Origin of the sequence: Schaalia cardiffensis, assembly GCF_016405145.1 — a bacterium.
GTDB classification, from domain to species: Bacteria; Actinomycetota; Actinomycetes; order Actinomycetales; family Actinomycetaceae; genus Pauljensenia; species Pauljensenia cardiffensis.
This window is the reverse complement of the sequence record NZ_JAEKIA010000001.1, coordinates 117,445-139,940: the sequence shown is the minus strand read 5'-3', so window position 1 is coordinate 139,940 and position 22,496 is coordinate 117,445. Positions and strand designations below refer to the sequence as shown.

Below are 22,496 nucleotides of genomic sequence, written 5' to 3'. Positions count from 1 at the left end.
GCGCGCCTAGAGGCATACTCCCGTGCTTCCATGACTCCAGCGGATCCGCGCGCGTGGATCATGCCCCTCACGAAGATGGAGCGCGACCCGAAGGCCCCCAGCGGACCTGCGCGCGTGGATCATGCGTTTCGGCGAATCTGCACAGCTGAGCAGGGGGACATACGCTGTCTTTTTCGTGAGCGTGATGATCCGTGGAGCAGGGGTGAAAGGCTAGGATCAAGGGGCGCGAAAGGAACCAGGATGGCGAAGCTTTACTTCCGCTACGGGGCGATGAACTCCGGTAAATCAACGGCGCTCCTCCAGGCGGCCTACAACTATGAGGAACGGGGACAAAGGATCCTCCTTGCTAAGCCCGCCGTCGACACGAAGGGGGATACGGCGGTGGTCTCCAGGCTCGGAGTGTCTCGCAACGTTGATCTTCTCGTCGACGCCCAAACGAACCTTCGTGAACTCCTCGGCTCCCTCGTCGCCGAGGCCGAGGCACAAGGGGAAGACCCAATCGCGTGTCTTCTCATTGACGAAGCCCAGTTCCTCAGCCCCGCACAGGTTGATGATTTGTTGAGGATCGCCGTTGAACTCACGATCCCGGTGATCGCCTATGGGATCCGCACGGATTTCCTCACCCATTCCTTTCCCGGTTCGCGCAGGCTCCTTGAAATCGCCCATTCCCTTGAGGAACTCAAGACGATCTGCCGCTGCGGGAAGAAGGCAATGTTCAATGGGCGCACCATTGACGGGGCTTTCGTGTTCTCCGGGGAACAAGTGGCGATCGATGGCGTCGAGGTCGGCTATGAGGCGCTGTGCCCTGCGTGTTACTTCGAGGCCGGGGGGCTTCTTCCCTACGAGGCCGAGCGCTGCCACGGCGGGGCGTACTGACTTCGGGGTGTACCACTGTCTGAGCGCGTGAAGGACTTGGCTCTTAGACGATCGGAATCCCAGATTGTGAAAATCCGAGAGAGGGAAAGTCCCAGAACGGCAAAATGCCAGAGCGACGGAAACACAAGGAAGCTGCCCTCCCCGAAACGGGGGAGGCCAGCTCACTCATTCAATCGTCTGTGCGCTCAGTCTTCGTTGGGAAGGTCTCCTGCAGGCGCGATCTGGCAATTGAACAGCTCGTAACGATCGATCGCCTGCTTGACGAGAGAACGATCGATCCGCCCCTGATCTGCGAGGGTCTGCAAGGTGCGTACCACCAGGGACTCGGCGTCGATGTGGTAGAAGCGGCGCGCAGCGCGGCGGGTGTCGGAAATGCCGAAGCCGTCGGCACCGAGCACCCGGTATTCGCCGGGCACCCACTGACGGATGAGATCCTGCGTGAGGGTGTCGAAGTCCGAGGTCGCGATGAAGGGGCCTTCGCAACCTGAGAGCTTCTCCGTGAGATACGCGGTGCGCGGAGCCTCCTCCGGGTGAAGGAAGTTGTGCTCATCCGCTTCAAGACCGTCTCGACGCAGTTCATTCCAGGAGGTCACCGACCACACGGCCGCGTCAACACCCCAGTCCTCGGCGAGCATCCGCTTCGCATCGCAGGCCCAAGGAACGCCCACGCCTGAGGCGAGGAGCTGAACCTTCGCGCCACCATTATTCGAATGCTCCTTAACGCGGTGGATGCCGCGCTTGATGCCCTCGATATCCACGTTCTCAGGTTCGGCGGGCTGACGGATTGGCTCGTTGTAGACGGTGATGTAGTACATGACATTCGGGTCGCGACCATCGTCCTCGACGTACATGCGGGCAAGGCCGTCCTCCATGATGTAGCGGATCTCGTAGGCGTAGGCCGGATCGTAGATGACGAAAGCACGGTTCGTGGAGGCGAGCACCGGGGAGTGGCCGTCCATGTGCTGCAGGCCCTCGCCCGCAAGAGTCGTCCGACCGGCGGTCGCACCAATGACGAAACCACGGGCGAGCTGGTCCCCGGCCGCCCAGAACTGGTCGCCGGTGCGCTGGAAGCCAAACATCGAGTAGAAGATGTAGACGGGGACCATCGGCAGGTCGTGGGTCGCGTAGGCCGTGCCGACAACCTGGAAGGCTGCGGCCGAACCCGCCTCGGTGATGCCCGTGTGCATGACCTGGCCCTGCTCGGACTCCTTATAGGAGAGCATCATCTCGGCATCAACGGCCGTGTAGTTCTGACCGTGAGTGTTGAAGATCTTCGCGGAGGGGAAGATCGCGTCAAGGCCGAAGGTGCGGGCCTCGTCCGGGATGATCGGAACGAAATAGCGACCGAGCTGCTTGTCCTTGAAGAGGTCCTTGAGGAGTCGCACCAGTGCCATGGTCGTGGCGACCTCGAGCGAGCCTGATCCCTTCGACAGGCCTTCGAATGGCCTGGTCGGCAGGGGAGGCAGCTTCGGGTTGCGTTCGTTTCGACGCTCGGGGACCCAACCGCCGAGCTTTTCGCGCCGTTCCTTCATATACAGAAGAGCCGGGTCGTCATCTGCGGGCTTGTAGTAGGGCGGCATATAGGGATCGCGCTCAAGTTCGGCGTCCGAGATCGGGATCTGCAGGCGATCACGCAGCTGCTTGGCGTCCTCGAGCGTCAGCTTCTTCATCTGGTGGGTCGCGTTGCGTCCCGCGAAATGCGATCCGAGGATGTAGCCCTTGATGGTGTGCGCGAGGATCACGGTTGGCTGGCCCGTGTGTTCCATGGCGGCCTTGTAGGCGGCGTAGACCTTCCGGTAATCGTGTCCGCCGCGCTGAAGGGCCCAGATCTGTTCGTCGGTCCAGTTCTGGACCATCGCTTTTGTGCGCGGGTCGCGACCGAAGAAGTGTTCGCGCACGTAGGCGCCGTCGTTCGCCTTGAAAGTCTGGTAGTCGCCGTCCAGGGTCTCGTTCATGACATTGACGAGGGCGTCGTCCTTATCGGATGCGAGGAGCTGATCCCAGCCGCGTCCCCAAATGACCTTGATGACGTTCCAGCCCGCGCCCTTGAAGAAGGCTTCGAGTTCTTGAATGATCTTGCCGTTGCCTCGGACCGGACCGTCAAGGCGCTGCAGGTTGCAGTTGATGACGAAGGTGAGGTTGTCGAGGCCCTGCTGGGCGGCGAGCTGGAGCATGCCGCGAGATTCTGGCTCATCCATTTCGCCATCGCCGATGAAGGCCCAAGTGTGCTGCTGGGAGGTGTCTTTGATTCCGCGAAGGTGCAGGTAACGGTCGAACCACGCCTGGTAGATCGCCTCAGCGGGGCCAAGACCGAGGGAGACGGTCGGATATTCCCAGAAGTTGGGGAGCTGACGCGGGTGCGGGTAGGAGGGGAGTCCATGCTCGCTCGAGGCCTGCTGGCGGAAGCCGTCCATTTCTGCTTCGCTCAGGCGCCCTTCGAGGAATGCGCGGGCGTAGGGACCGGGGGAGGCGTGCCCCTGGAAGAACACGTGATCGCCACCGCCGGGGTGGTCCTTGCCGCGGAAGAAGTGGTTGAGGCCGACCTCGTAGAGGGTCGCGACGGAGGCGTAGGAGGAGATGTGTCCGCCGACCTTCACACCGGGGCGCTGCGCGCGCGTCACTTGGACGGCCGCGTTCCAGCGGATCCAACGGCGGTATTGGCGCTCCATGGCTTCATCGCCGGGGAAGTAGGGTTCCTGTTCAACCGGGATGGTGTTGACATAAGGGGTGGTGTACTCGGCAGGAAGGGAGACGCCTTCGCGGCGCGCCTTGTCGAGCATGTGGAGAAGGATGTAGCGGGCTCGAGGGCCGCCCTTCTCATTGATCAGCCCGGAGAGGGACTCAACCCATTCCGAGGTTTCCTCCGGATCATTGTCCGGGACTTGGCTGAGCAGTCCGTTGACGACGGGATGGCTCCCGTTTGAATAACTCACGAAACACCCTCTTCTTCCTCGTGTCGGCTGGTGTGCACATCTGCGTGCTCTCGACGTCCATTCTCCACTGCGCGCGCACGCTTGGCGAGTGCATTCGGGACTGAAGGCCCATGATTCATCACTCATTTGGGGCGCCTTTCCCTGAGAAGTATTGAGCTCCTCACACTTGGGGTTGAGGTGAAGACGCGGGGGCTCAAGAGGTGTGTGGGGAAGGCCGCTTGTCAGCGTGTGGGACAGGCCCTTTGTAAGCAGATGGAGAAGAAGGACCTTAGTGGACTACGATGGCCGGGTGTTCACATCTTCAGCGCACCGAGCGCTCTCGTCGAAGGGCGGTTGCTCATGACGGTGAGCCTCGGATTCACTCAGGGACAAATCGTTCAGGAGTTCTACGTCGACGAGGACGCCGACCAGGGGATTCGCGATTCGATCGAATCTGAAACCGGCGAAAAGATCGTTGACGAAGACTACGGCGACGTCGTTGACGGCGCGATCGTCTGGTGGCGTTCGGAGGACGCCGAAGAAGAGGATCTTGCAGATCTCCTCGTCGATGCAATGTCGAATCTTGACGATGGCGGACTGATCTGGGTCCTCATCCCCAAGCCGGGGCGCGCAGGCTTCCTTCCGGTTGCCGATGTTGAGGATGCTGCGAAGGTCGCGGGCTTGCATTCGACCTCGGCCGCTTCTCTTGGTTCCGATTGGGCGGGTATTCGCTTGACCGCCCGTCCGCGTACTCGCTGATTTTCACAAGGAGCGCATCTCGCCGCTGAAGAGGCGAGATGCGCCCTGAGGCGGTGGCCGCTACACTGGCCGCTTGCCGCTAAGGGCCTGTAGCTCAGTTGGTCAGAGCGCTGCGTTTACACCGCAGAAGTCGTCGGTTCGAACCCGGCCGGGCCCACCATATGGGATCTGCCCTGCGAGTACCGTCGAGGCATGAGAAGAACACAGGAGCCTCAGGACAGACCAGGGCTGGAAAGACACAACTCGACGATCCACACAAAGAACGGCGGATCCTTGAGTGCGAGGTACCGCATTTTCACAGGGCGCACCTCGTTGTTCGCCGGGCCGCGACACCGAGTGTGCTCGCACGATCACCCGAGGGCGAAGAGGCTGGTACTTGAAAGCGCTCGAAGGTGAAGAGTGAGTACTCGAAAATGCCCCGCCTTCGACACAGACTCAGACTCAGGACTGTGAGGCGGCCGCACGAAGAGCAGCTTGACGCGCCGAGCCCGTCTGCCCTGTCAGCACCCGAAGGCCCATCTTGGCCATAGTGTTGAGCATCGATTGGCCGGCATGATCGATCACGACCGTGTCGACCTTGTTGGCGATGAGGAAGCGGACGATCCTGGCGTGATGCGTTCCGTGGGGCCCCTCATCGTGGAGGCGATCCCATTCGACTTCATAAAGCTCCCAGGAGGAGATTTCGCCTGCGTTCACTTCGGCCACGACGACGTTATGGGCTTTTCCCCAACGGGGATCGAGATCCTCACCGTTCACGGGCAATGCGATCCGCATGCTTTCTCCTCAATCATCTCGAACTTTGCCTCGCATCAGGAACAATGCCTCGGGGGCCTGTTCTATAGAGGCTACTCCCCGGCCCGCCCCTCGGCAGCTCATGTGTGTGCAGAGCTGGGCAAACACCTGGTGAAGCCAGGGGTGAAAACGCAGGATTTCCGCGAGGACTTCGAAGCTCAAGGAGCTCAGTGCTGCGTGGATCTTCAGCACAGCCGAGCGTGGCGCTCAGACTGCTTGGGCGCCACGCTCGCAAGCTTCAAGCCTCGTGCGCGCCCGGTGCACACTTCGAGGCTCAAATCTCCCTGTGACGCAAAGAGGATGCCCGGAGCTATTCCTCGCCTGCGACGAGACGACCCGAAGAACCCGCCCCGAGCCTTTCGAGGGCGAGGCGGCCGACGAGCTGCTGGTTCGTTACTGTGCGCTGGGGCCTCAGATTCGTGGTGAAGCTGAAGAACCAGTGCACGAGGGTCGTGAGCTGGGACTTGAAGCCGACGATGTAGAGCAGATGCAAGAAGCACCAAGCGAGCCAGGCACTGACCCCGCTCAAGTGGAAGCTTCCGATTTTAACGACCGCTTTGAAGCGGGAGATAGTCGCCATGGACCCCTTGTCGCGGTAGGAGAACGCTGTTGGAGCGTTTCGCCCTTTCAAGCGCGCAATGATTGTGGCAGCCGCATGGCGTGCAGATTGGATTGCCCCCTGCGCAACACCGGGGACGCCGGGGACGCTCATCATGTCTCCGAGGACGAAGATCTCAGGGTGTCCGGGCACGCTGAGATCGGGTTCGACGAGGACTCGTCCGCAGCGGTCAAGTTCGACTCCGGTCCGCTTCGCGAGGACCTGGCCGAGTTCACTCGCCTGGACGCCGGCGGCCCAGACCTTGCACTCGGATTCGATTCTCTTGCTCGTTCCGTCGTGGAACTTCAACTCGACGGAGTCGTGATCGAGGGCGGTGACGAGGGCTCCGGTGATGACCTCAACGCCGAGGCTTTCGAGTTCACGGCGCGTCACATCGCCGAGGTGCTCTCCGAAGACGGGGAGTGGGCGCTCAGCCCCGTCGACGAGGAGGATGCGGGCCTTCTTCGGATCGATGCTGCGGAACTCCTTGTTGAGAGTGTGGGAGGCGAGTTCGCGGATCTGGCCGGCCATCTCCACGCCTGTCGGTCCTGCTCCGATGACGACGAAGGTGAGGAGCTTGTCGACCTCGTGAGGATCGGTGGCGATCTCGGCCTTTTCGAAGGAGTTGAAGATGCGTGCGCGCAATTCGAGGGCATCGTCGATTGTCTTCAAACCGGGTGCGAAAACGGCATAGTCGTCCTTACCGAAGTAGGACTGGCCTGCGCCTGCAGCGACGATGAGGGTGTCGTAGGGGGTTTCGTGGGTGTCGTTGTGATTGCGCCAGATGACGATTCTGTTTTCGGTGTCGATGTCTTCGACGAGCGCTTGGAGGACCTTGACGTTCTTCTGGCGTTTGAGGATCTCGCGGGTCGTCGGTGCGATGTCGCCTTCGGAGAGGATTCCGGTGGCCACCTGGTAGAGGAGGGGTTGGAAGAGGTGGTGGCTCGTTCTTGCGAGCAGTGTGATCTCGGCGTCGGCGCCTTTCAAAGACTTCGCTGCGGTGAGTCCGGCGAAGCCGGATCCGATGATGACGATGCGGTGCACGAATCCTCCTCAATAATTAAGTAAGGAGAATGTTAGCAAATTACTTTGGTGATCTGGAATACGAGGAACTTCATGGGCCTCAGTCCAGAGCCTCCAAAATCCTTTGAGCCTCAGGAGCATTCGGCTTCCCATTGGGAAGCAGCGGGATTGCCTCGACCCATAGGGCCTGGCGGACGCGCTCCCAAGGGGCGAGAAGCTCATCGATCGAACGGGCGATCTCGAGGGCGTCACGGGCCAGCACACCTGCGCGGGGAACAAGGAGAGCCGCCACTCGTTGCCCCCATCTCGCATCGGCGACTCCCACGACGCAGGCACCCTCCACTTCGGGAAGCGAAAGGAGAAGCTCCTCGATCCTCGTAGGGGCGACAAGCTCACCACCCGTGTTGATCATCCGCGACTTGCGGCCCAGCATCATGAACCAGCCCTCCTCATCGCGAGTCGCGAGGTCGCCGGTGCGCAGCCAACCCTCCCGGACACTGGCAGGCCCCTCTTCTCCGGCGTTGAGGAAAGACGAGGCGACCCCCGGGCCCCGTACCTCGATCTCCCCAACAGTCCCGGGATGCGTCTCAGCCCCGTCCTCATCAACGAGGCGGACATCCACATAGGGGAAGGGAGCTCCTAAAGCCCCCGCAGGGGCTCCTGAATCCGGGGAGGCCATGAGCCCGGCACCGCTCGTTTCCGTCATTCCCCACACGTGAATCGGGCGCAGCCCCACTTCGCGCATCCGGGCGGCGAGCGCGGGAGAGAGCAGATCACCCCCGATGAGGGGACGCGCCCAAGAGGACAGATCGGCGCGCACATAGGCATTCTCATCGAGCAGGAGATGACACATGATCGGGACGAGGAACATCATCGTGATCCGATGCTCCTCAATCGCGAGAAGAACCTGACGAGGGTCGAAAGCGGGGAACACGACCAGGGTGCCGCCGTGAGTGAAGACATCAATAGTCGTCCCGTTGAAGCCCCCGATATGGGAGATCGGCGCGCACACTCCCAATACCTCGTGGCCCGGGCAGTATTCGAAACCGTCTCGAAAGCACATCGAGCCCCACCACAGCTGCGAATGCGTGAGCTCGACTCCTCGGGTCCGCCCCGCACTCCCAGAAGTGAAAACGATCGCCGCGATCTCATCGCTCCTTCGCGCAGGCTCGCCCTCGATCGGCTCGACGGACAGCGCTTCGGAGGCGAAGTCCTTCAGGAGCATCCCGGAAAGGCCAAGACCCTCGTCAAGGAGGAGGAGACGGGGCTTCACAGAGGCGAGCAACTCTTCGAGGACAGGGAGGGGCAGACGCTCTGAAAGGGGAACAATGATCGCGCCCAACCAGGAGCACGCGCAATGCAGGACATAGCACCAGGGGGTGTTCGCCGTAGCGAGAACGACCCGATCGCCCTCGCCGATCCCAAGAGCGCGCAGATAAGCGGCCGTTCGCCTCACCGCCTCAGCAGAATCGGAGACACTCCACTTGTGCCCCTCGGGAAGCCAGATGATCGAATCACGATGAGGGCGCTGACGCGCGGCCCTCATGAGCGCCCTGGCGGGCGAGTAGTCCGGTGTGGACACCTCAGGCGCTCACCTCTTCGCTGACAGCGGCGCGACGCTCCCGGCGTTCGCGAAGCTTCGCCAGCACCGTGCTCGCCTCCTGAAGAGTTGACGCCGAGTCATCCAAATGCGCGAAGCGGGCAGGAATCTCGAAGCCGCGAGCCTTCATGCCCTTCGCCCACAGCAAGCCCGCCCGATACGAGGAACGCACAAGAGGCCCGGCCATCACTCCTGCGAAGCCCATCTCCTCGGCCTCGGCTGCGATTTCCAGGAACTCCTCGGGATGCACCCACCGGTCAATCGGATGATGCAGGGCAGAGGGCCGCAGGTACTGGGTGACGGTGAGGAGATCGCATCCCGAAGAGTGCAAGTCGTGAAGGGCTTGTGAGATCTCTTCTCGCGTCTCGCCCATCCCGAGGATGAGATTCGACTTCGTCACCATGCCCGCATCGTGAGCCCTCTGGATCATGGCGAGGGAACGCTCGTAGCGGAAAGCGGGGCGAATCTTCTTGAAAATCCTGGGAACCGTTTCGAGGTTGTGGGCGAAAACCTGGGGCGCCGCCTCGATCACCATATCGATTGACTCGTTGTGACCCCGAAAATCATCGACGAGGAGCTCGACACCCGTCGACGGGCTCAGCTCGTGGATGCGGCGACAGGTTTCGGCGTAGAGCCAGGCCGCGCCGTCGGGCAGATCATCGCGGGTGACTCCCGTGATCGTCGCGTACCTCAGTTCCAATTGCGCAACGGATTCAGCGATGCGCCTCGGCTCGTCTTGGTCGTATTCGCTGGGGCGCCCGGTCGCGATATCGCAAAAATCGCAGCGTCTCGTGCACACGGCGCCACCAAGGAGGAAAGTCGCCTCGCGGTCTTGCCAGCATTCGTAAATATTCGGACAACCCGCCTCCGCGCACACCGTGTGAAGGCCCTTGTGGTGGGAAAGCTGGCGCATGTCCTGGTAGTTCTGGCCCGCGATCGCCGTCGTTCGAATCCACTCCGGTTTCTTCTCGATCGGGGTTCGAGCATTGCGCACCTCGACGCGCAAGAGTTTGCGGCCTTCAGGATCGGGCAGGGTACTCATCGGACGATCCAATCTTCGAGTTCTTGATCGGGTTTGGCGAGCAAGGGGCGGATGTGGGCGAATAGGTGGGGGAGGAGGAGCTGGGCTGCGGTGCGCACATCCGTGTGGACCCCCTCCCACGACAGGCTCGTGACATCGGCATCACTCAAGCCGCAGGGGATGATGCCGCTGAAAGCCGAGGCCGGATCAATGTCGACATTGAGGGCAAGGCCGTGCAATGTCGCTCCGCGCGCGACTTTCAAACCGATCGCGCAGATTTTGCGGTCCGCCCGCCCCTCTTCGGTGAGCCACACTCCGGCGCGCCCCTCGACTCGGTGGACAGGGAGCTGCCATTCTTCGCGGATTGTGCCGATCACTCCGGCTTCGACTGCCCGGATCCACGCATACAGATCGACAGGTTCTTTGAGTTTCACGACCGGGTAGCACACGAGCTGACCGGGACCATGCCAGGTTGCTGAACCCGCACGGTCGACGTGGATAACCCGAATCGAGGTGTCAGGAATGTGTTCGGGTTTGGTGTGGCGGCCCGCAGTCCATACCGGCTGCATTTCGGACACGACAATCGCATCGCCTCCACCGGCAATGGCCTGCTCATGGAGTTCACGCTGAAGGCGGTCAACGTCCATGTAGTCCGCTTTTGCCAGTCCTAAACACTCAATGACTCGCACGACTTCACATGATAAACCGTTGCACGAAGCGACTCGTAACCGGGTCGGGGAAGAGACGGGCCCGAACTCACCTCTTCTGAGCGCTCTTACCCCGAGTATCCTGGGGTGATGACACAGACATGGAGCCTCGAAGACGTGATGAGCCTCATGGAGGAGTGGTATCCGGCCGAACGTGCCGAGTCGTGGGATCGGGTAGGACTGATCCTGGGGGATCCGGGCCAGAAGGTGGAGAGGATCCTCTTGGCCGTGGATCCTGTGGAGGCAACGGTCAGTGAGGCGATCGACTGGGGCGCAGACCTGCTCCTCACTCATCATCCCCTTTACTTGCGCGGCACCAGTTTCATCCCGGAATCCGATCCAAAGGGAAAGAGCGTCGCCCGCCTCATCCGCGCGAATATTGGACTTTTCAACGCCCACACGAACGCGGACGCATCCCCCGAGGGCGTGGGTGAAGCACTTGGTCGGCTCATCGGATTGAAAGACATGAGGGTCCTCGTCCCCATGGGTGTTGACGAGGAAGGGCGGCCAATCGGCCACGGCAGAATCGGTAGCGTCGAGCCGATGAGTCTTGAAGCCCTCGCTGATCGCATTGCATCCGTCCTACCTGCGGGGCCGACGGGTCTTCTGCTCGGTGGGGATCTGGACAGGATCATCACTCGGGTCGCAGTGTCGGGAGGGGCGGGTGATTCCTTCCTCGAGGACGCGCGCCGGGCGGGTGCGCACGCCTTCCTCACGGCGGATCTTCGCCACCACCCTGCCTCGGAGCATCTCGAGGGCGGGGCGCCCGCTCTGCTCGCGGGTTCCCATTGGGCAACGGAATGGCCGTGGCTGCCGCTGCTCAAATCGAAGCTTGACGCCGCCGCCCGTTTGGCGGATGTGTCTGTGGACGTGAAAGTCTCTACGATTGCGACGGAGCCGTGGATCAGCCACCGGCCAACACGAGGAGGACTGAAGTGAAGGCGAAACCGAGCGATCAGCTGACTCTGCTGGATCTGCAAGCCCTCGACCAGCGCGAATCCGTGCTGCGCCATCAGCGCGACTCGCATCCGGCTCACGGAACAGTCCGTGAGCTCGCCGGACGCATAGACGACCTGCAGCGTTCGCAGATCACGCAGACCTCCGTCATCTCCGATCTTTCCCGGGAGATTGAGCGCATCACTCACGAGATTGAACTCGTCAGTGCTCGCCGCGATCGCCAGAGAGGACGGATCGAGGCGAATGAGGTCCCCTTGCGCGATATCTCCTCCATGGAGCATGAGATCGCTCAGATGCAGACTCGCCTCTCCCGTTTGGAAGACGACCAGCTCTCAGTTGAGGAACAGCGCGAGAACGCTCAGAAGGCTCGCGAATCGATGCTCAGTGAGATCGAGGGCATGAAGGCGTCGATTGAGCAGACGAAGGCCGAGTTCATGGCGGAGGTCGCCGAAGCTGATGATGAGCTCCGCGCGGTGATTGCAAAGCGCCGTGAACTCGCCGCTTCTATTGCGAAGGATTTGCTGGACGAGTATGAGAGGGTCCGGGCGTCGAACGGTGCGCTCGCCGTCTTGGAAGTGCGCAATGGTGTGGGAATCGGAATGGCCGCAGAGATCTCTCCTTTGGAGCGTGAGACGATTCGGACCACTCCCGCTGACGAGGTTTACTGGGCCGAAGACACCGGAGCGATTGTCGTCAGGACCCAGCAGGCGCGTGACTGAGGATGAACACTCCAGGCCCACGACTGAGGCGGAGAATTGAAGATCGCGACCGAGCGTGAGGCGTGCATGTCGAGGCGTCTCACGCTCAGGCGTTTTTCACCCTGGGCGTCCTCCTTGGCGAGCCCGACAGGACCAGCCGTGCTCCATGCTGGATGAGCGCGGTTCAACATCTGTTCGCGCACGAAGCTCGTCGATCCGCAATGACGCGTCCTCAATCCCTGAGGAAGCCGCGCCACTCCCTGATGAAAACTCTTCAATCCGTCACCAGAGTCAGAGCCCTTGTCGAACCGCCTTGCCGACTTGGCTTCGCCTCCAAGATTTCAACATCGGTGATCTGGTGGACCCGCCCCTTGGCATCCGTGATCGAGATTGTTCCCGCTAATGCGGACAAGGCCTCAACGACCTCGTCGGGGGAAGCATTCGCCCCGAGAATGAGGAGTTCCCTACAGGCAAGTCCGCGCCAGCGTTTGGCATCGTGGGAGATGATCTGTCTTTTGCCCTCCCTTTCGCGGGCTGCGCGAATCGAGATGAGATGCGCCCAGGGAGCTTTGCAGGCGGCGGCGTAACCGCCTGAGCGCGCATCGACGACGCATTCGCCCTCAGCCTCTGCGCGTAGCGCTTCGTCCAGGGCTGGGCGCCAGTACTTCGCCAGAGGGAGTACTCCGGGAAGTTTCGAGCTGATGGCGAGGCGATGATCGGGGATAAGATCTTCGGGGCCGAGCACTCCGAAAAGGCCGGAGAAGATGCGGATGCTCCGATCAGCGCATGCCCTCTCCTCCTCATTCAAGGAGGGAAGATCGAGCGCGTTGAAAAGAACCCCGGTGAAGAGCTCACGGGCCGGCGCACAGAAGGAGTTGCGAAGCTTAAGATTCGCGCGGGCCTCATGAGCCTTTGTCGGGCCGAGTCCCAAGAGTTTCGCTGCCTGCTCATCGGCCCCCAAAGCTTCGAGCGCATTGATGAGCCTCGTCCGTTCGGGCTCAAGTGAAGAGTGCGTCAAGGTTTTGAGGTTCAGTGTTGGACCCGAGGTGGGGGTGCTTTTCGATTCGGAGGGCGGCAGCCAGATGAACATATCGGCATGCTAGCGGCTCGGCTATGATGGTCCGCGCGGATGAGTCGGTCGGGCGGCCGCGTGAGGGAAACCTCCCGAGGAACGTCCGGGCTCCATAGGGCAGGGTGATGGCTAACAGCCACCCGGGGTGACCCGAGGGATAGTGCCACAGAGAATAGACCGCCTGGGGTTTGGGCCCGAGGCAAGGGTGAAACGGTGGGGTAAGAGCCCACCAGCGGTTCGGGTGACCGGATCGGCTTGGAAAACCCCACCCGGAGCAAGACCGAGCAGCAGGCAGCGGATGGCCCGTCCCCGTCCTGCGGGTAGGTCGCTTGAGGCCCGTGGTAACGCGGGTCCTAGAGAGATGGTCGCCACCGTCTTCGACGGTACAGAACCCGGCGTACAGACCGGCTCATCCGTTCTCATTTCTCTGCGCGCCAGGCTCACTGAGCAGCATCAGCGCTTCAACCGCCTCTCGTCCCCATCGCCCCGCAGAATCGCGAGAATGTGCACAGCCCCATGTCATTCGAAAGATGAACTCTCCGCTGAGAAAAGAGCGGAGTGGAGTTCACCGAGCGGCCCAGGGCGGGGTTCTCAGCGGGCGTGGCGAGGCTGGCATTCCCAGTGTCCGTAGCCGGGAAAGGTTACTGGAGGTGGTGGGACCGCGCTGAGCGTCTGTGGCGCTCAAGCCAACGGGAACCGAAAGAAGACTGCGTACGTGCCGCAAGGGCGCGCAATTGATCCCGGTGCATCCTTTCCACAAGATCACCCTGAGAGACCCAGCCGATGATCTGGGCGTTGGCATCGACGACCGGAAGGCCAGAAGAATTCGCCGAGTGGAGTCTCGACAAGACGACACTGGCACGCTCATCAGGACAGACCACAGGGGCGGACAACTCGAGCGCCGACAGGGGAGTGTCCAGGCCCGAATCCGCTTGGCGGGCCAAAGCAAGATCGATTGCGGACACGAGCCCGAGGTAACGCCCATCCTCATCGACCACGGGCAGATCGGATAGGTGTGCAGCGCGCATTTTCGAAATCGCCCGACCAATACTCGTTGAGGCGAGAAGAGAATCGGGGACTTGCCCCATCCATTCACGTACAGGCCGAGGCCCCAGGAGCGTCGAATCCACGGGATCGTCGAGAATATCGCCGCGGCGCCGCAGCTTTTCCGTGTAAATCGTTGCGCGCGTGAGGAAACGGGAGATCCCAGTGGCGAGGACCACGGCAAGCATCATCGGCAAAATGAGCGAATATTGTTCGGTCATTTCCACAATGATGAGCACCGCCGTCATGGGGGCGCGGGCGGCACCGGCGAAAGCGGCACCCATCCCGATGACGGCGAATACTGCGGCAGGAGTATTCGTCAGGGGAGCGATGAGCTGCCCGAAAGCGGCGCCAGCGGCCGCACCGATGAAAAGGGTCGGCGCGAAAACACCTCCCGAACCACCAATGCCGATCGTGTAAGAGGTGTACAGCGCACGCCCCAAGACGAGTAGGAGAAGGAAGCCGAGTGAATACTCTCCAGCGATCGCGGCCTCTTGGATTGGATACCCCGAGCCGTACATTTCGGGGAAGACCAGGAGGCCGATGCCGAGAACAATCCCGAGGACGGCGGGGCGCGACCATTCGGGAAGATGCAAGGGCTTCCACAGGACGTCAATGAGGTCTTCGACCGCGTAGAGGAGTTTTGAAAAACCCAAACCGGCCAGGCCTGTGACGAGGCCGAGAACGACGACCCACCACATGTCCGCAAGATGCGTGAAAGTCAAATCCCCGCCGACGCGCACCACAGCCTCATCGCCTTGAAGAGCCCTGGCGACAAGGGAAGCCATCACCGAGGAGATAACGACATAGCCGAAGGTCTCCGCCGAAAAACTCGTCAGAATCACTTCGAGGGCGAAGACCGCGCCCGCAAGAGGCGCGTGGAAGGTCGCGGCAATACCGCCGGCGGCGCCGCAAGAGGCGAGGAGCACGACCCTGGAGGGAGGGAGACGAAGACTCGAAGCCAAGGAGGAACCAATGGAAGCGCCGACCTGGACGATCGGCCCCTCCCTTCCCGCAGAGCCACCAGAACCGATCGTGAGGGAGGAGGCGATGAGTTTGATGAAGGCGATGCGCCCCGGGATCTTCCCACCCTTGCGCCTCACTGCGAGCATCACCTCGGGGATCCCGTGCCCGCGCGCCGAGGGAGCGAACTTTTGGACGAGAGGCCCGTAGATGAGGGCTGCGATCACAGGGGAGAGAAGGAGGAACACCCACGAGGCGATCCCGAGAACACCATGAGGGGCGCCTGTGTGCGTCGTGTACTCCTCATAGCCCGTCGACACCCAGGTCCAGCCTCGGATCATGAGGTTAAAGAGGACGGCAGCACCTCCGACGACCGCGCCAACGAGAGCCGCGACGAGGCCGATGAGGAAACGATGCCGCCCAAGAAGGGCCCCGAAGGCTTCGAGGCCCTTCAAGCGTGGGAGCTCAGTGTTCACAGGTTCGTGACGACCAGGTCGGATTCGACCTCCACATCCAGTCCCCAGACCCGCGAGTAGAAGGCGAGTTCAGCGGCCCAGGCATCCCGGATCGTTGTTGCGCGCCTGAAACCGTGCCCTTCGCCCTCGTAGATCTTCACAGCGACGGCATTGCCCTTCGCGACGAGCGCGTCATACATGGCGTGCGCCTGGCTCGGCGGGACGACACGGTCATCAGCACCCTGCAGGAGCAGGAGCGGAGCCGTGATCTCGTCGATGTGGAAAAGGGGGGATCTATCCTCCCAGACCGGATCGGACAAATCGGAAGAGCCGAGGAGACGGAAAGAATAACCGGCCTCGAACTTGTGGGTCTCCGCCTCGAGCATCTTCAAATCGGCGATCCCATAGAAGGAGGTGCCCGCGGTGAAGACATCAGATCGGACCAGAGCATTGAGAGTGGTGAAGCCTCCAGCACTGCCGCCACGGATCGCGATGCGCTTCGGGTCGGCGAGCCCGCGTTCGATCAAAGACTTCGCGCCGTCCGCACAGTCCTGCACATCCATGACGCCCCAGTTCCCGTTGAGGCGTTCACGGTAGGCGCGGCCAAAACCGGTTGAACCACGGTAGTTGACGTCGAGGACCGCGAAGCCGCGACTCGTCCAATACTGGGTCGGAACCGACAATCCCGGGCGGGTCGAGGAGGTCGGGCCACCGTGGACGTTGACGATGAGCGGAGGCAGATCCTCAGCGGGGGCCTGGAACTCGGGGTTCTTCGGCGGATAGTAGAAGCCGTAGGCGAGGGCGCCATCCGAGGTCGGCCAAGACACGATCTGAGCGGGGGAGATCAACGAGGGCGGGATCTCCGCTTCTGAGGAGGGACGGATGATGCTCGTCTTGCCGTTCTTGACCTCCACGATCGCGGGAGTATGGGTCGCAGAGTCTGCGAGGAAGACGACGCGCCCATCAGCGGAGGCCACATTGCCGATGGGCCACCAGCCGGTCGCCCATTCCTCAGCCAAACCATTAGAGATGGAGACCGCACCAATGTGCCAGGTGAGGTCTTCGGCCCATGAGCACACGAGATAGTTGTTGTCGAAGTTGTCGTAGGAATGCAGGCCGAGTTGCCAATGCGGGTGGGAGAAGGCCTGAGTACCCGGATGCAGGGCCCGGGTGCGCGTCTTCGACACCCACGCATCCGCAGGATCCCCCTCATGCCAGGCGAAGCCCTCCGTGCGGAAAAGATTCGCCCAACCGGTCGTGTCATCAACGTGGATGAGGTCGCCATCGAGGGTCCAACGCGGCTCGTACACGCACACATCCGGCGTATCGACGAGGACCGTGGAAACCCCGATTCGGCCTTCAAAGTCGAGGGCGCCCACATGCAGGGCACTGCGCGTCCAGGGCATTTCCGGCTGATTCCAGCTCAACCAGGCGAGCTTCGTGCCATCGGGGGAGATCACCGGGGAGGCGACGAAGTCAGTGCCTTCGAAAACAGTGATGATTGCGGAGTCATCTCTGGCGGCGCTCCCATCGAGGGGGATTGCGACGAGGGTGTTGACGGGGTCGCCGACCCCCGAGTGGTCTTCTCTTACGGCGTAGACGAGGCCCCGGACCTCGTCTATTTCGAAGTCACCGAAACGCGATTTCGACAGGGTCGTCAGCGGGGTGACCGTTCGATGCGGATCTTTCGAGTCGAAACGGTAGACACGCGAGTCAAAACCGTCTGAGAAGACGACGAAGCCGTCAAGGACCGCGTAGGCGCGTCCGCCGTACTCGTGGACCTTGGTGCGAACATCGGGAAGGCGGACGCCGTCAATGAGGGGGAGGACCTCGGAGGTGACGCCCGAAGCGGAGCGGCACAGGAGGGTTCCTCGTCCATCCTCTTTGGGATGGCCCTCGACCCAGTAGGTGTCCGGACCGTCGACTCGGACCTGAGATAGGGTCACGCTCCTCGCCGTGAAGGATTCACCGGTAATAGGGGACTTCCACTCGCCGTAAGGAGCGACGTTCACGGACATACTTCCTCCTTGGAAGAACGCTTCGAAGTGTCTTTCGCTTCGTGATGCACATCCTAGTCGGATGAAGTCCTGCGCGGTCGGCTGCTCGTCGGAAGCTTCCATCATCAGGTGCCGAGCGGGGCGAGCGGAATGCTCCATTCCTCCGGATCGGCATTGGACCGTTAGAATCCGAATCATGCACACGAAGGAAGAGGAACACGGTCTGCTCGACCGGATCGAATCGCCCTCGGATCTTCAGGCATTCACGCCGACCGAACTCGTTGATCTTTGCCGCGAGATTCGCGAGTTTCTCATCTCCTCCGTCTCGAAGACGGGCGGGCATCTCGGCCCGAATCTTGGAGTCGTCGAACTGACAATCGCCTTGCACCGGGTCTTTGAATCCCCGAAGGACACCTTCGTTTTCGACACCGGACACCAGTCCTATGTGCACAAAATGCTCACGGGCCGTAAGGATTTCACGCGTTTGCGCGAAGCGGGCGGTCTTTCGGGCTATCCGAGTCGCGAAGAATCCATTCATGACGTCCTCGAATCTTCGCACGCCTCCTCCTCAATCGCCTGGGCCGATGGGATCTCTGTGGAGAAGCGACGCCAAGGGGACGACTCCTGGACAATCGCGATCATCGGTGATGGTGCTCTGACGGGCGGAATGGCCTGGGAGGGGCTCAACCGCCTCGCCGCTTCGAAGGATCGGCGTGTCCTCATCATTGTCAACGACAATGGGCGTTCTTATGCTCCGACTATCGGGGGGCTTGCGCTTCACCTTGATGCGCTCAGGACCTCCGAAGGCTATGAGCGTGCTCTGTCCTGGGGCAAGCGCCAACTCCTCTCCCTCGGGGAACCGGGGCGAGCGGCTTTTGATGCTTTGCACGCCGTCAAGACGGGACTCAAGGACGCTCTTGTCCCACAGGTCATGTTCGAAGATCTCGGCTTGAAGTATCTCGGCCCGGTCGACGGACACGACATCGTCGCCCTCGAAAACGAACTGATGCTCGCAAAAACGCAGCACAGTCCGGTGATCCTGCACGCGATTACCCAAAAGGGCAGGGGCTACACGCCCGCGGAAGAGGACATCGCCGACCGATTCCACGCCGTCGGCCCGATCCACCCTGAGACGGGTTTGCCGGTCGCTCCCGCCCGATTCGGCTGGACGAGCGTCTTCGCTGAAGAGATTGTGAAAATCGCTCGAGAGAACTCGAAGGTGGTGGGGATCACCGCCGCAATGATGGAGCCCGTTGGCTTGGCTCCGATGAAGAAGGAGTTCCCCGAGCGGGTTGTGGATGTTGGTATCGCGGAGCAAGAAGCGCTCGCCTCGGCTGCGGGAATGGCTTACGAGGGCGCGCACCCGGTTGTCGCCCTCTACGCGACCTTCCTCAATAGGGCTTTCGATCAGCTCCTCATGGATGTCGCCCTGCATCAGGCGGGGGTGACGATCGTGCTCGACCGGGCTGGGGTCACCGGGGTTGATGGTGCTTCGCATAACGGCATGTGGGATATTGCGATGTGCCAGATCATCCCCGGGCTTGAACTCTACGCTCCGCGCGATGAGGCGAGCTTGCGCCACTCACTTCGTTTGGCCATCGCGGCCGAGGATCGGCCCACGGTGGTGCGTTATCCCAAGGGATCTCTTCCCGAGGCGATGCCCGCGCTGCGCGCCGTGGGAGGAGTCGATGTCCTTTCCGAACCTGATCCGGGCGCAGTTGATGTGCTTGTCGTTGCGACGGGGGCTCTCGCTCCTTCGGGCTTGAAAGCGGCTCGTATCTTGGAAGAGCAGGGCATTCGGGTCCGGGTCGTCGATCCGATTCGAGTGCTTCCCCTGAAAGAAGGACTGCTCGAATGCGCCAAAGACGCTGATCTTGTTGTCACTATTGAAGATGGCCTCGTCGATGGCGGCTTCGGATGGGCCCTGCGTGACAAATGCGTGGGAACTCGGGTGCTCACGCTCGGCATTGCGAAGACATTCCTCGAGCATGGGGATCGCTCGGATATTCTCGCTGCCCTCGGCCTGGATCCAGAGTCGATTGCCCAGCGCGTGCGTGAAAGCCTGGGTGATGTGCGGGCGGGCTGAGGCCCCGCCTCACTTTCACCCCTCGAGGGCGTCGGCGAGCGGGTCGAGGCACAAGTCCATCTGCCAGTTCCTCGCCCCCTGCTCGTACATGCGTTCCTCAATCTCATCCCCGGAGGGACGATTCACCTCCAGGGGTGCCCACGCGACAAAGCGTTGAATCCTCGGCTCGAGAATCACCTCGGGCGCAATGCCGATCCGCTCTGACACTTTCAGGAGGGCGGTGCGGACCACCTGCAAACGTTGGGCCGCGTCCTCGTCGATGCGCGCCCAAGAGCGGGGCTCAGGGATGGCACCTGGAGCGCGAGGCTTCTTCACTTCGGGAAGCTCTTCCTCTGAGGCGGTCATCACCCGAGTGATTGCTCGTAGCCACTGATCGGTGTAGGGGCGGGCAACGGGGGAGCGGAACTCATTGATCTGCAAAAGGGAGCGTCTATTGCGCGGGGGTACCATCGCAGCTCGAACAAGAGCAGCATTGCGTACGAGACGCCCCGGAGCGAGGTCGATGTCCTGTGCGATCTCCTCGCGAGTCCTCCACAGGGCCTCAAGAACACCGAGACCACGGCGATTGCGGATCTTCCCAGCCCCAGGAAGGGAACGCCACTTCTCCTTCTTCGGTTTTGGCGCGGGAAGCGAAGCAATATATGCGCATTCTTCGACGGCCCACTCCCAGCGGCCAAGTTGATCCAAACGGTGCGAGAGCCTGCGATACAACTCGGTGAGAAGTTCAACGTCGAGCGCCGCATAGCGCAGCCAGTCCTTGGGCAGCGGGCGCAGCGACCAGTCGGAGGCCTGGTGATCTTTCACGAGGCCAAGGCCGAGGACCTGTTCGCACACCGCGGCCAATCCGAAGCGTTCCAAGCCGATGAGTCGCGCCGCGATCTCCGTGTCGAAGAGCAGGGGCGGTTCGAGCCCGAGTTGACGAAGATTGGGCAGATCCTGCGCCGCATCGTGCAGGAGCCACGTTTCTTTCAGGCCTTCGTTCAAGATCGTGAGGTCTGTGAGGGCGTGCGTGTCGATGAGATAGGTGCCGACGTCTTCGCGGCGGATTTGCACGAGATAAGGATCGTTACCGTATCGAAATCCTTGGGCGCGTTCCACATCGAGGGCGACGGGTGCGCGCCCCTTCTTCAGGGCTCTGGCGGCGCGCTTCAAATGATCGGGGGTGTCGATGACGGCGGGCACGCCGCCGCGCGGGGTGACGATGAGCTCGGGGTTTTCGGTGTCCCCGAGGGGAAGCCCATCCATATTGGCGATTCTCACGCCTCACACTCCTTCGAGGAAACGTTGGGACGACACCCCGCAGGTTCGCAGCATGACATCCGTCCACGCGTTGAGGTGTTCGCCGAGGGCGCAGGAGGCGGCCGTCCACGAGGCCCGCATTTCAACATTCATTGTGGAGCCTCGCAAAACGAGGCCCCCATAGGATTCGGAGATTTCCCGGGTGACTGTACCGCTGAGGTCGTGGTAGTCGGCTCCGGCTTCAGTGAGGCATTCGTCCGTCCACGCCCACAGGGCTTCTGCGAGGAGAGGATCTGCGCTCATTTCAGGGTCGATATGGCTGCGGAATTGGGCGACGAGGCGCAAGGTGCCGTTCCAACCGGGGCTGCCCTCGGGGTCATAGAGGATCACGAAACGTCCAGTGGCTAAGGGCTCGTCGAATTCTTCATCGAGGGTCCGCATGACGATCGCCGCTGTGTAAGGCGCGAGCCTGGAGGGGCCGGGAGCCTCTGCGAGAACGACTTTGGGGTGGCAGGGTGCTTCGCGCAGGCTGAGCAGAGCCTGAACGAAGTCATCGGGCAGTGCGTGCTCGTCCACCGCCTCAGATTACGATTCTTAGGCTCTCAGCCTCCTCCGGCGCGCCGCCCCCGGAGCAGATGAGCTGTGAATCGGCGCTCAAAAGCGGCCGGGGGTGCTTGTGGCCATAAGCAAGCGGGGGCAGGAGTCTCCTACCCGGGTGGGCGTGCGTCACCCTTTCCAGTAATTGGCGGTGTTCGTGCCATCGATACCTGCCAGGGTGTGCGTCACGGTGTCGAAGGTTGTGTTAAGGCTGTAGAGGGCTTCCTGCCTGAGCATGAGTGCGTGTCACCACACATTCGCTAAGACTGTTGTACCTCATCGTTTCACCCCAGGAACGAGCGTGCATCACGGCAGCTGTGGAAAGGTCCGCTTCTGATCGCTCTTTGAGTTCCAGCAAGCTCGTCTTCGAAGGTGAAAACCTTGTGCTCGCTCGAAGCGCAGGCGGAACTGCCCAAGAGTTTCGGTCGGCGCGAAAACCGCGGAATCTTGCACTTTTCACCCGCTTGTGACACGGGTAACTCGCTCTCAATTTCGCCTTTTCCTCAAATGCCTGTTAGTGTTTTCCCTGTTCGCAACGAGCCCTTCGGGGAGCGGAGCGAGACGCGGATGTGGCTCAGTTGGTAGAGCATCACCTTGCCAAGGTGAGGGTCGCGGGTTCGAGTCCCGTCATCCGCTCGGGCGATTGGCGCAGCGGGAGCGCGCTTCCCTGACACGGAAGAGGTCACTGGTTCGATCCCAGTATCGCCCACTGTCGTTCCGGTTCCTTCGGACTCGACGAGGTATTTCCACAGATCGCATAACGATCAGTCGCGGATGTGGCTCAGTTGGTAGAGCATCACCTTGCCAAGGTGAGGGTCGCGGGTTCGAGTCCCGTCATCCGCTCGTTGAATCCGGACTCCCACGCGGTTCCGGTGAGAACATGGTGGGTTGGCCGAGAGGCGAGGCAGCGGCCTGCAAAGCCGTATACACGGGTTCGAATCCCGTACCCACCTCGGGCGATTGGCGCAGGGGTAGCGCGCTTCCTTCACACGGAAGAGGTCACTGGTTCGATCCCAGTATCGCCCACCAGAGAAAACCCGGAGCCATCGGTTCCGGGTTTTTCTCTCATTTTGATTCATCGCTGCCGATCCTCGGGCTGG

General features: G+C 61.6%; 16 protein-coding genes, 6 tRNA genes and 1 other RNA gene. 12 read left to right on the top strand and 11 right to left on the bottom strand.

What is annotated here, in order from left to right; translation table 11 throughout:
• The first annotated feature begins 240 nt into the window (after positions 1 to 240).
• The gene (locus JFX23_RS00595) at positions 241 to 876 is read left to right on the top strand and encodes a thymidine kinase (RefSeq protein WP_198774959.1); all 636 of its coding nucleotides are present in this window, start codon (positions 241 to 243) and stop codon (positions 874 to 876) included.
• A 185-nt stretch (positions 877 to 1,061) separates the two neighbouring features.
• Here JFX23_RS00595 and aceE read toward each other — a convergent pair whose 3' ends face one another.
• Complete coding sequence (gene aceE / locus JFX23_RS00590) at positions 1,062 to 3,809, bottom strand: pyruvate dehydrogenase (acetyl-transferring), homodimeric type (protein ID WP_198774958.1); 2,748 nt, start codon at positions 3,807 to 3,809, stop codon at positions 1,062 to 1,064.
• Positions 3,810 to 4,148: 339 nt separating this feature from the next.
• Here aceE and JFX23_RS00585 point away from each other — a divergent pair, with 339 nt between their 5' ends.
• Both JFX23_RS00585 and JFX23_RS00580 read left to right on the top strand, forming a co-directional pair.
• Positions 4,149 to 4,547 (top strand): DUF3052 domain-containing protein, encoded by a 399-nt coding sequence (locus JFX23_RS00585; protein ID WP_198775286.1) that lies wholly within the window; start codon positions 4,149 to 4,151, stop codon positions 4,545 to 4,547.
• An 83-nt stretch (positions 4,548 to 4,630) separates the two neighbouring features.
• Positions 4,631 to 4,707: transfer RNA gene (locus JFX23_RS00580), tRNA-Val, on the top strand.
• A 281-nt stretch (positions 4,708 to 4,988) separates the two neighbouring features.
• Here the strand turns inward: JFX23_RS00580 and JFX23_RS00575 are convergent.
• From JFX23_RS00575 to lipB, 5 genes are all read right to left on the bottom strand, one after another.
• Entirely contained in the window at positions 4,989 to 5,321 is a 333-nt protein-coding gene (locus JFX23_RS00575) for a NifB/NifX family molybdenum-iron cluster-binding protein (protein ID WP_198774956.1), read from the bottom strand.
• A gap of 328 nt (positions 5,322 to 5,649) precedes the next feature.
• On the bottom strand, positions 5,650 to 6,981 hold the full coding sequence (locus JFX23_RS00570) for an NAD(P)/FAD-dependent oxidoreductase (RefSeq protein ID WP_198774954.1): 1,332 nt from the start codon (positions 6,979 to 6,981) through the stop codon (positions 5,650 to 5,652).
• 79 nt (positions 6,982 to 7,060) lie between these two features.
• The gene (locus JFX23_RS00565; RefSeq protein WP_332874653.1) at positions 7,061 to 8,542 is read right to left on the bottom strand and encodes a class I adenylate-forming enzyme family protein; all 1,482 of its coding nucleotides are present in this window, start codon (positions 8,540 to 8,542) and stop codon (positions 7,061 to 7,063) included.
• A gap of 1 nt (position 8,543) precedes the next feature.
• On the bottom strand, positions 8,544 to 9,602 hold the full coding sequence (gene lipA, locus JFX23_RS00560) for a lipoyl synthase (protein ID WP_198774952.1): 1,059 nt from the start codon (positions 9,600 to 9,602) through the stop codon (positions 8,544 to 8,546).
• A complete protein-coding gene (gene lipB, locus JFX23_RS00555) occupies positions 9,599 to 10,270 on the bottom strand; it encodes a lipoyl(octanoyl) transferase LipB (RefSeq protein WP_416153012.1) in 672 nt (223 codons plus the stop codon). Before lipB ends, lipA begins: the two co-directional genes overlap by 4 nt.
• 108 nt (positions 10,271 to 10,378) lie before the next feature.
• Here lipB and JFX23_RS00550 point away from each other — a divergent pair, with 108 nt between their 5' ends.
• Entirely contained in the window at positions 10,379 to 11,227 is an 849-nt protein-coding gene (locus JFX23_RS00550; RefSeq protein WP_198774945.1) for a Nif3-like dinuclear metal center hexameric protein, read from the top strand.
• A complete protein-coding gene (locus tag JFX23_RS00545) occupies positions 11,224 to 11,964 on the top strand; it encodes a zinc ribbon domain-containing protein (RefSeq protein WP_198774940.1) in 741 nt (246 codons plus the stop codon). Before JFX23_RS00550 ends, JFX23_RS00545 begins: the two co-directional genes overlap by 4 nt.
• 253 nt (positions 11,965 to 12,217) lie before the next feature.
• Here the strand turns inward: JFX23_RS00545 and yaaA are convergent, their stop codons facing one another.
• Positions 12,218 to 13,033 carry a peroxide stress protein YaaA gene (gene yaaA / locus JFX23_RS00540; protein ID WP_198774939.1) on the bottom strand — a complete coding sequence of 272 codons (816 nt, stop codon included), beginning with the start codon at positions 13,031 to 13,033 and terminating at the stop codon, positions 12,218 to 12,220.
• Positions 13,034 to 13,073: 40 nt separating this feature from the next.
• Between yaaA and rnpB the strand changes: the two genes are divergently transcribed.
• Positions 13,074 to 13,431: RNase P RNA component class A (gene rnpB / locus JFX23_RS00535), an RNA gene on the top strand.
• 225 nt (positions 13,432 to 13,656) lie between these two features.
• Here rnpB and JFX23_RS00530 read toward each other — a convergent pair.
• Both JFX23_RS00530 and JFX23_RS00525 read right to left on the bottom strand, forming a co-directional pair.
• Positions 13,657 to 15,498 carry a chloride channel protein gene (locus JFX23_RS00530; RefSeq protein ID WP_198774938.1) on the bottom strand — a complete coding sequence of 614 codons (1,842 nt, stop codon included), beginning with the start codon at positions 15,496 to 15,498 and terminating at the stop codon, positions 13,657 to 13,659.
• A complete protein-coding gene (locus tag JFX23_RS00525; protein WP_198774937.1) occupies positions 15,495 to 17,495 on the bottom strand; it encodes a S9 family peptidase in 2,001 nt (666 codons plus the stop codon). The genes JFX23_RS00530 and JFX23_RS00525 overlap by 4 nt, the downstream gene beginning before the upstream one ends.
• Positions 17,496 to 17,670: 175 nt before the next feature.
• Between JFX23_RS00525 and dxs the strand changes: the two genes are divergently transcribed.
• The gene (gene dxs / locus JFX23_RS00520; RefSeq protein WP_198774936.1) at positions 17,671 to 19,560 is read left to right on the top strand and encodes a 1-deoxy-D-xylulose-5-phosphate synthase; all 1,890 of its coding nucleotides are present in this window, start codon (positions 17,671 to 17,673) and stop codon (positions 19,558 to 19,560) included.
• Positions 19,561 to 19,575: 15 nt separating this feature from the next.
• On the opposite strand, the gene JFX23_RS00515 is transcribed toward dxs, so the two are convergent.
• Both JFX23_RS00515 and JFX23_RS00510 read right to left on the bottom strand, forming a co-directional pair.
• A complete protein-coding gene (locus tag JFX23_RS00515) occupies positions 19,576 to 20,805 on the bottom strand; it encodes an HRDC domain-containing protein (RefSeq protein ID WP_198775275.1) in 1,230 nt (409 codons plus the stop codon).
• An 18-nt stretch (positions 20,806 to 20,823) separates the two neighbouring features.
• Positions 20,824 to 21,375 (bottom strand): DUF3000 family protein, encoded by a 552-nt coding sequence (locus JFX23_RS00510; RefSeq protein WP_198774935.1) that lies wholly within the window; start codon positions 21,373 to 21,375, stop codon positions 20,824 to 20,826.
• Between the two features lie 584 nt (positions 21,376 to 21,959).
• On the opposite strand from JFX23_RS00510, the gene JFX23_RS00505 reads away from it, so the two are divergent.
• From JFX23_RS00505 to JFX23_RS00485, 5 genes are all read left to right on the top strand, one after another.
• Positions 21,960 to 22,032 (top strand) — tRNA-Gly (locus tag JFX23_RS00505).
• A 1-nt stretch (position 22,033) separates the two neighbouring features.
• Positions 22,034 to 22,105: transfer RNA gene (locus JFX23_RS00500), tRNA-Val, on the top strand.
• 61 nt (positions 22,106 to 22,166) lie between these two features.
• Positions 22,167 to 22,239 (top strand) — tRNA-Gly (locus tag JFX23_RS00495).
• Between the two features lie 39 nt (positions 22,240 to 22,278).
• Positions 22,279 to 22,349: transfer RNA gene (locus tag JFX23_RS00490), tRNA-Cys, on the top strand.
• Between the two features lies 1 nt (position 22,350).
• Positions 22,351 to 22,425, top strand: a tRNA-Val gene (locus tag JFX23_RS00485).
• The last annotated feature ends 71 nt before the right edge of the window (positions 22,426 to 22,496 follow it).

What these genes read in the sequence shown, in the direction of transcription:
- JFX23_RS00595 (WP_198774959.1), top strand. Translation starts at nt 241, where the DNA reads ATGGCGAAGCTTTACTTCCGCTACGGGGCGATGAACTCCGGTAAATCA.
- JFX23_RS00585 (WP_198775286.1), top strand. Translation starts at nt 4,149, where the DNA reads ATGACGGTGAGCCTCGGATTCACTCAGGGACAAATCGTTCAGGAGTTC.
- JFX23_RS00575 (WP_198774956.1), bottom strand. Translation starts at nt 5,321, where the DNA reads ATGCGGATCGCATTGCCCGTGAACGGTGAGGATCTCGATCCCCGTTGG.
- lipA (WP_198774952.1), bottom strand. Translation starts at nt 9,602, where the DNA reads ATGAGTACCCTGCCCGATCCTGAAGGCCGCAAACTCTTGCGCGTCGAG.
- JFX23_RS00550 (WP_198774945.1), top strand. Translation starts at nt 10,379, where the DNA reads ATGACACAGACATGGAGCCTCGAAGACGTGATGAGCCTCATGGAGGAG.
- yaaA (WP_198774939.1), bottom strand. Translation starts at nt 13,033, where the DNA reads ATGTTCATCTGGCTGCCGCCCTCCGAATCGAAAAGCACCCCCACCTCG.
- JFX23_RS00525 (WP_198774937.1), bottom strand. Translation starts at nt 17,495, where the DNA reads ATGTCCGTGAACGTCGCTCCTTACGGCGAGTGGAAGTCCCCTATTACC.
- dxs (WP_198774936.1), top strand. Translation starts at nt 17,671, where the DNA reads ATGCACACGAAGGAAGAGGAACACGGTCTGCTCGACCGGATCGAATCG.
- JFX23_RS00515 (WP_198775275.1), bottom strand. Translation starts at nt 20,805, where the DNA reads ATGGATGGGCTTCCCCTCGGGGACACCGAAAACCCCGAGCTCATCGTC.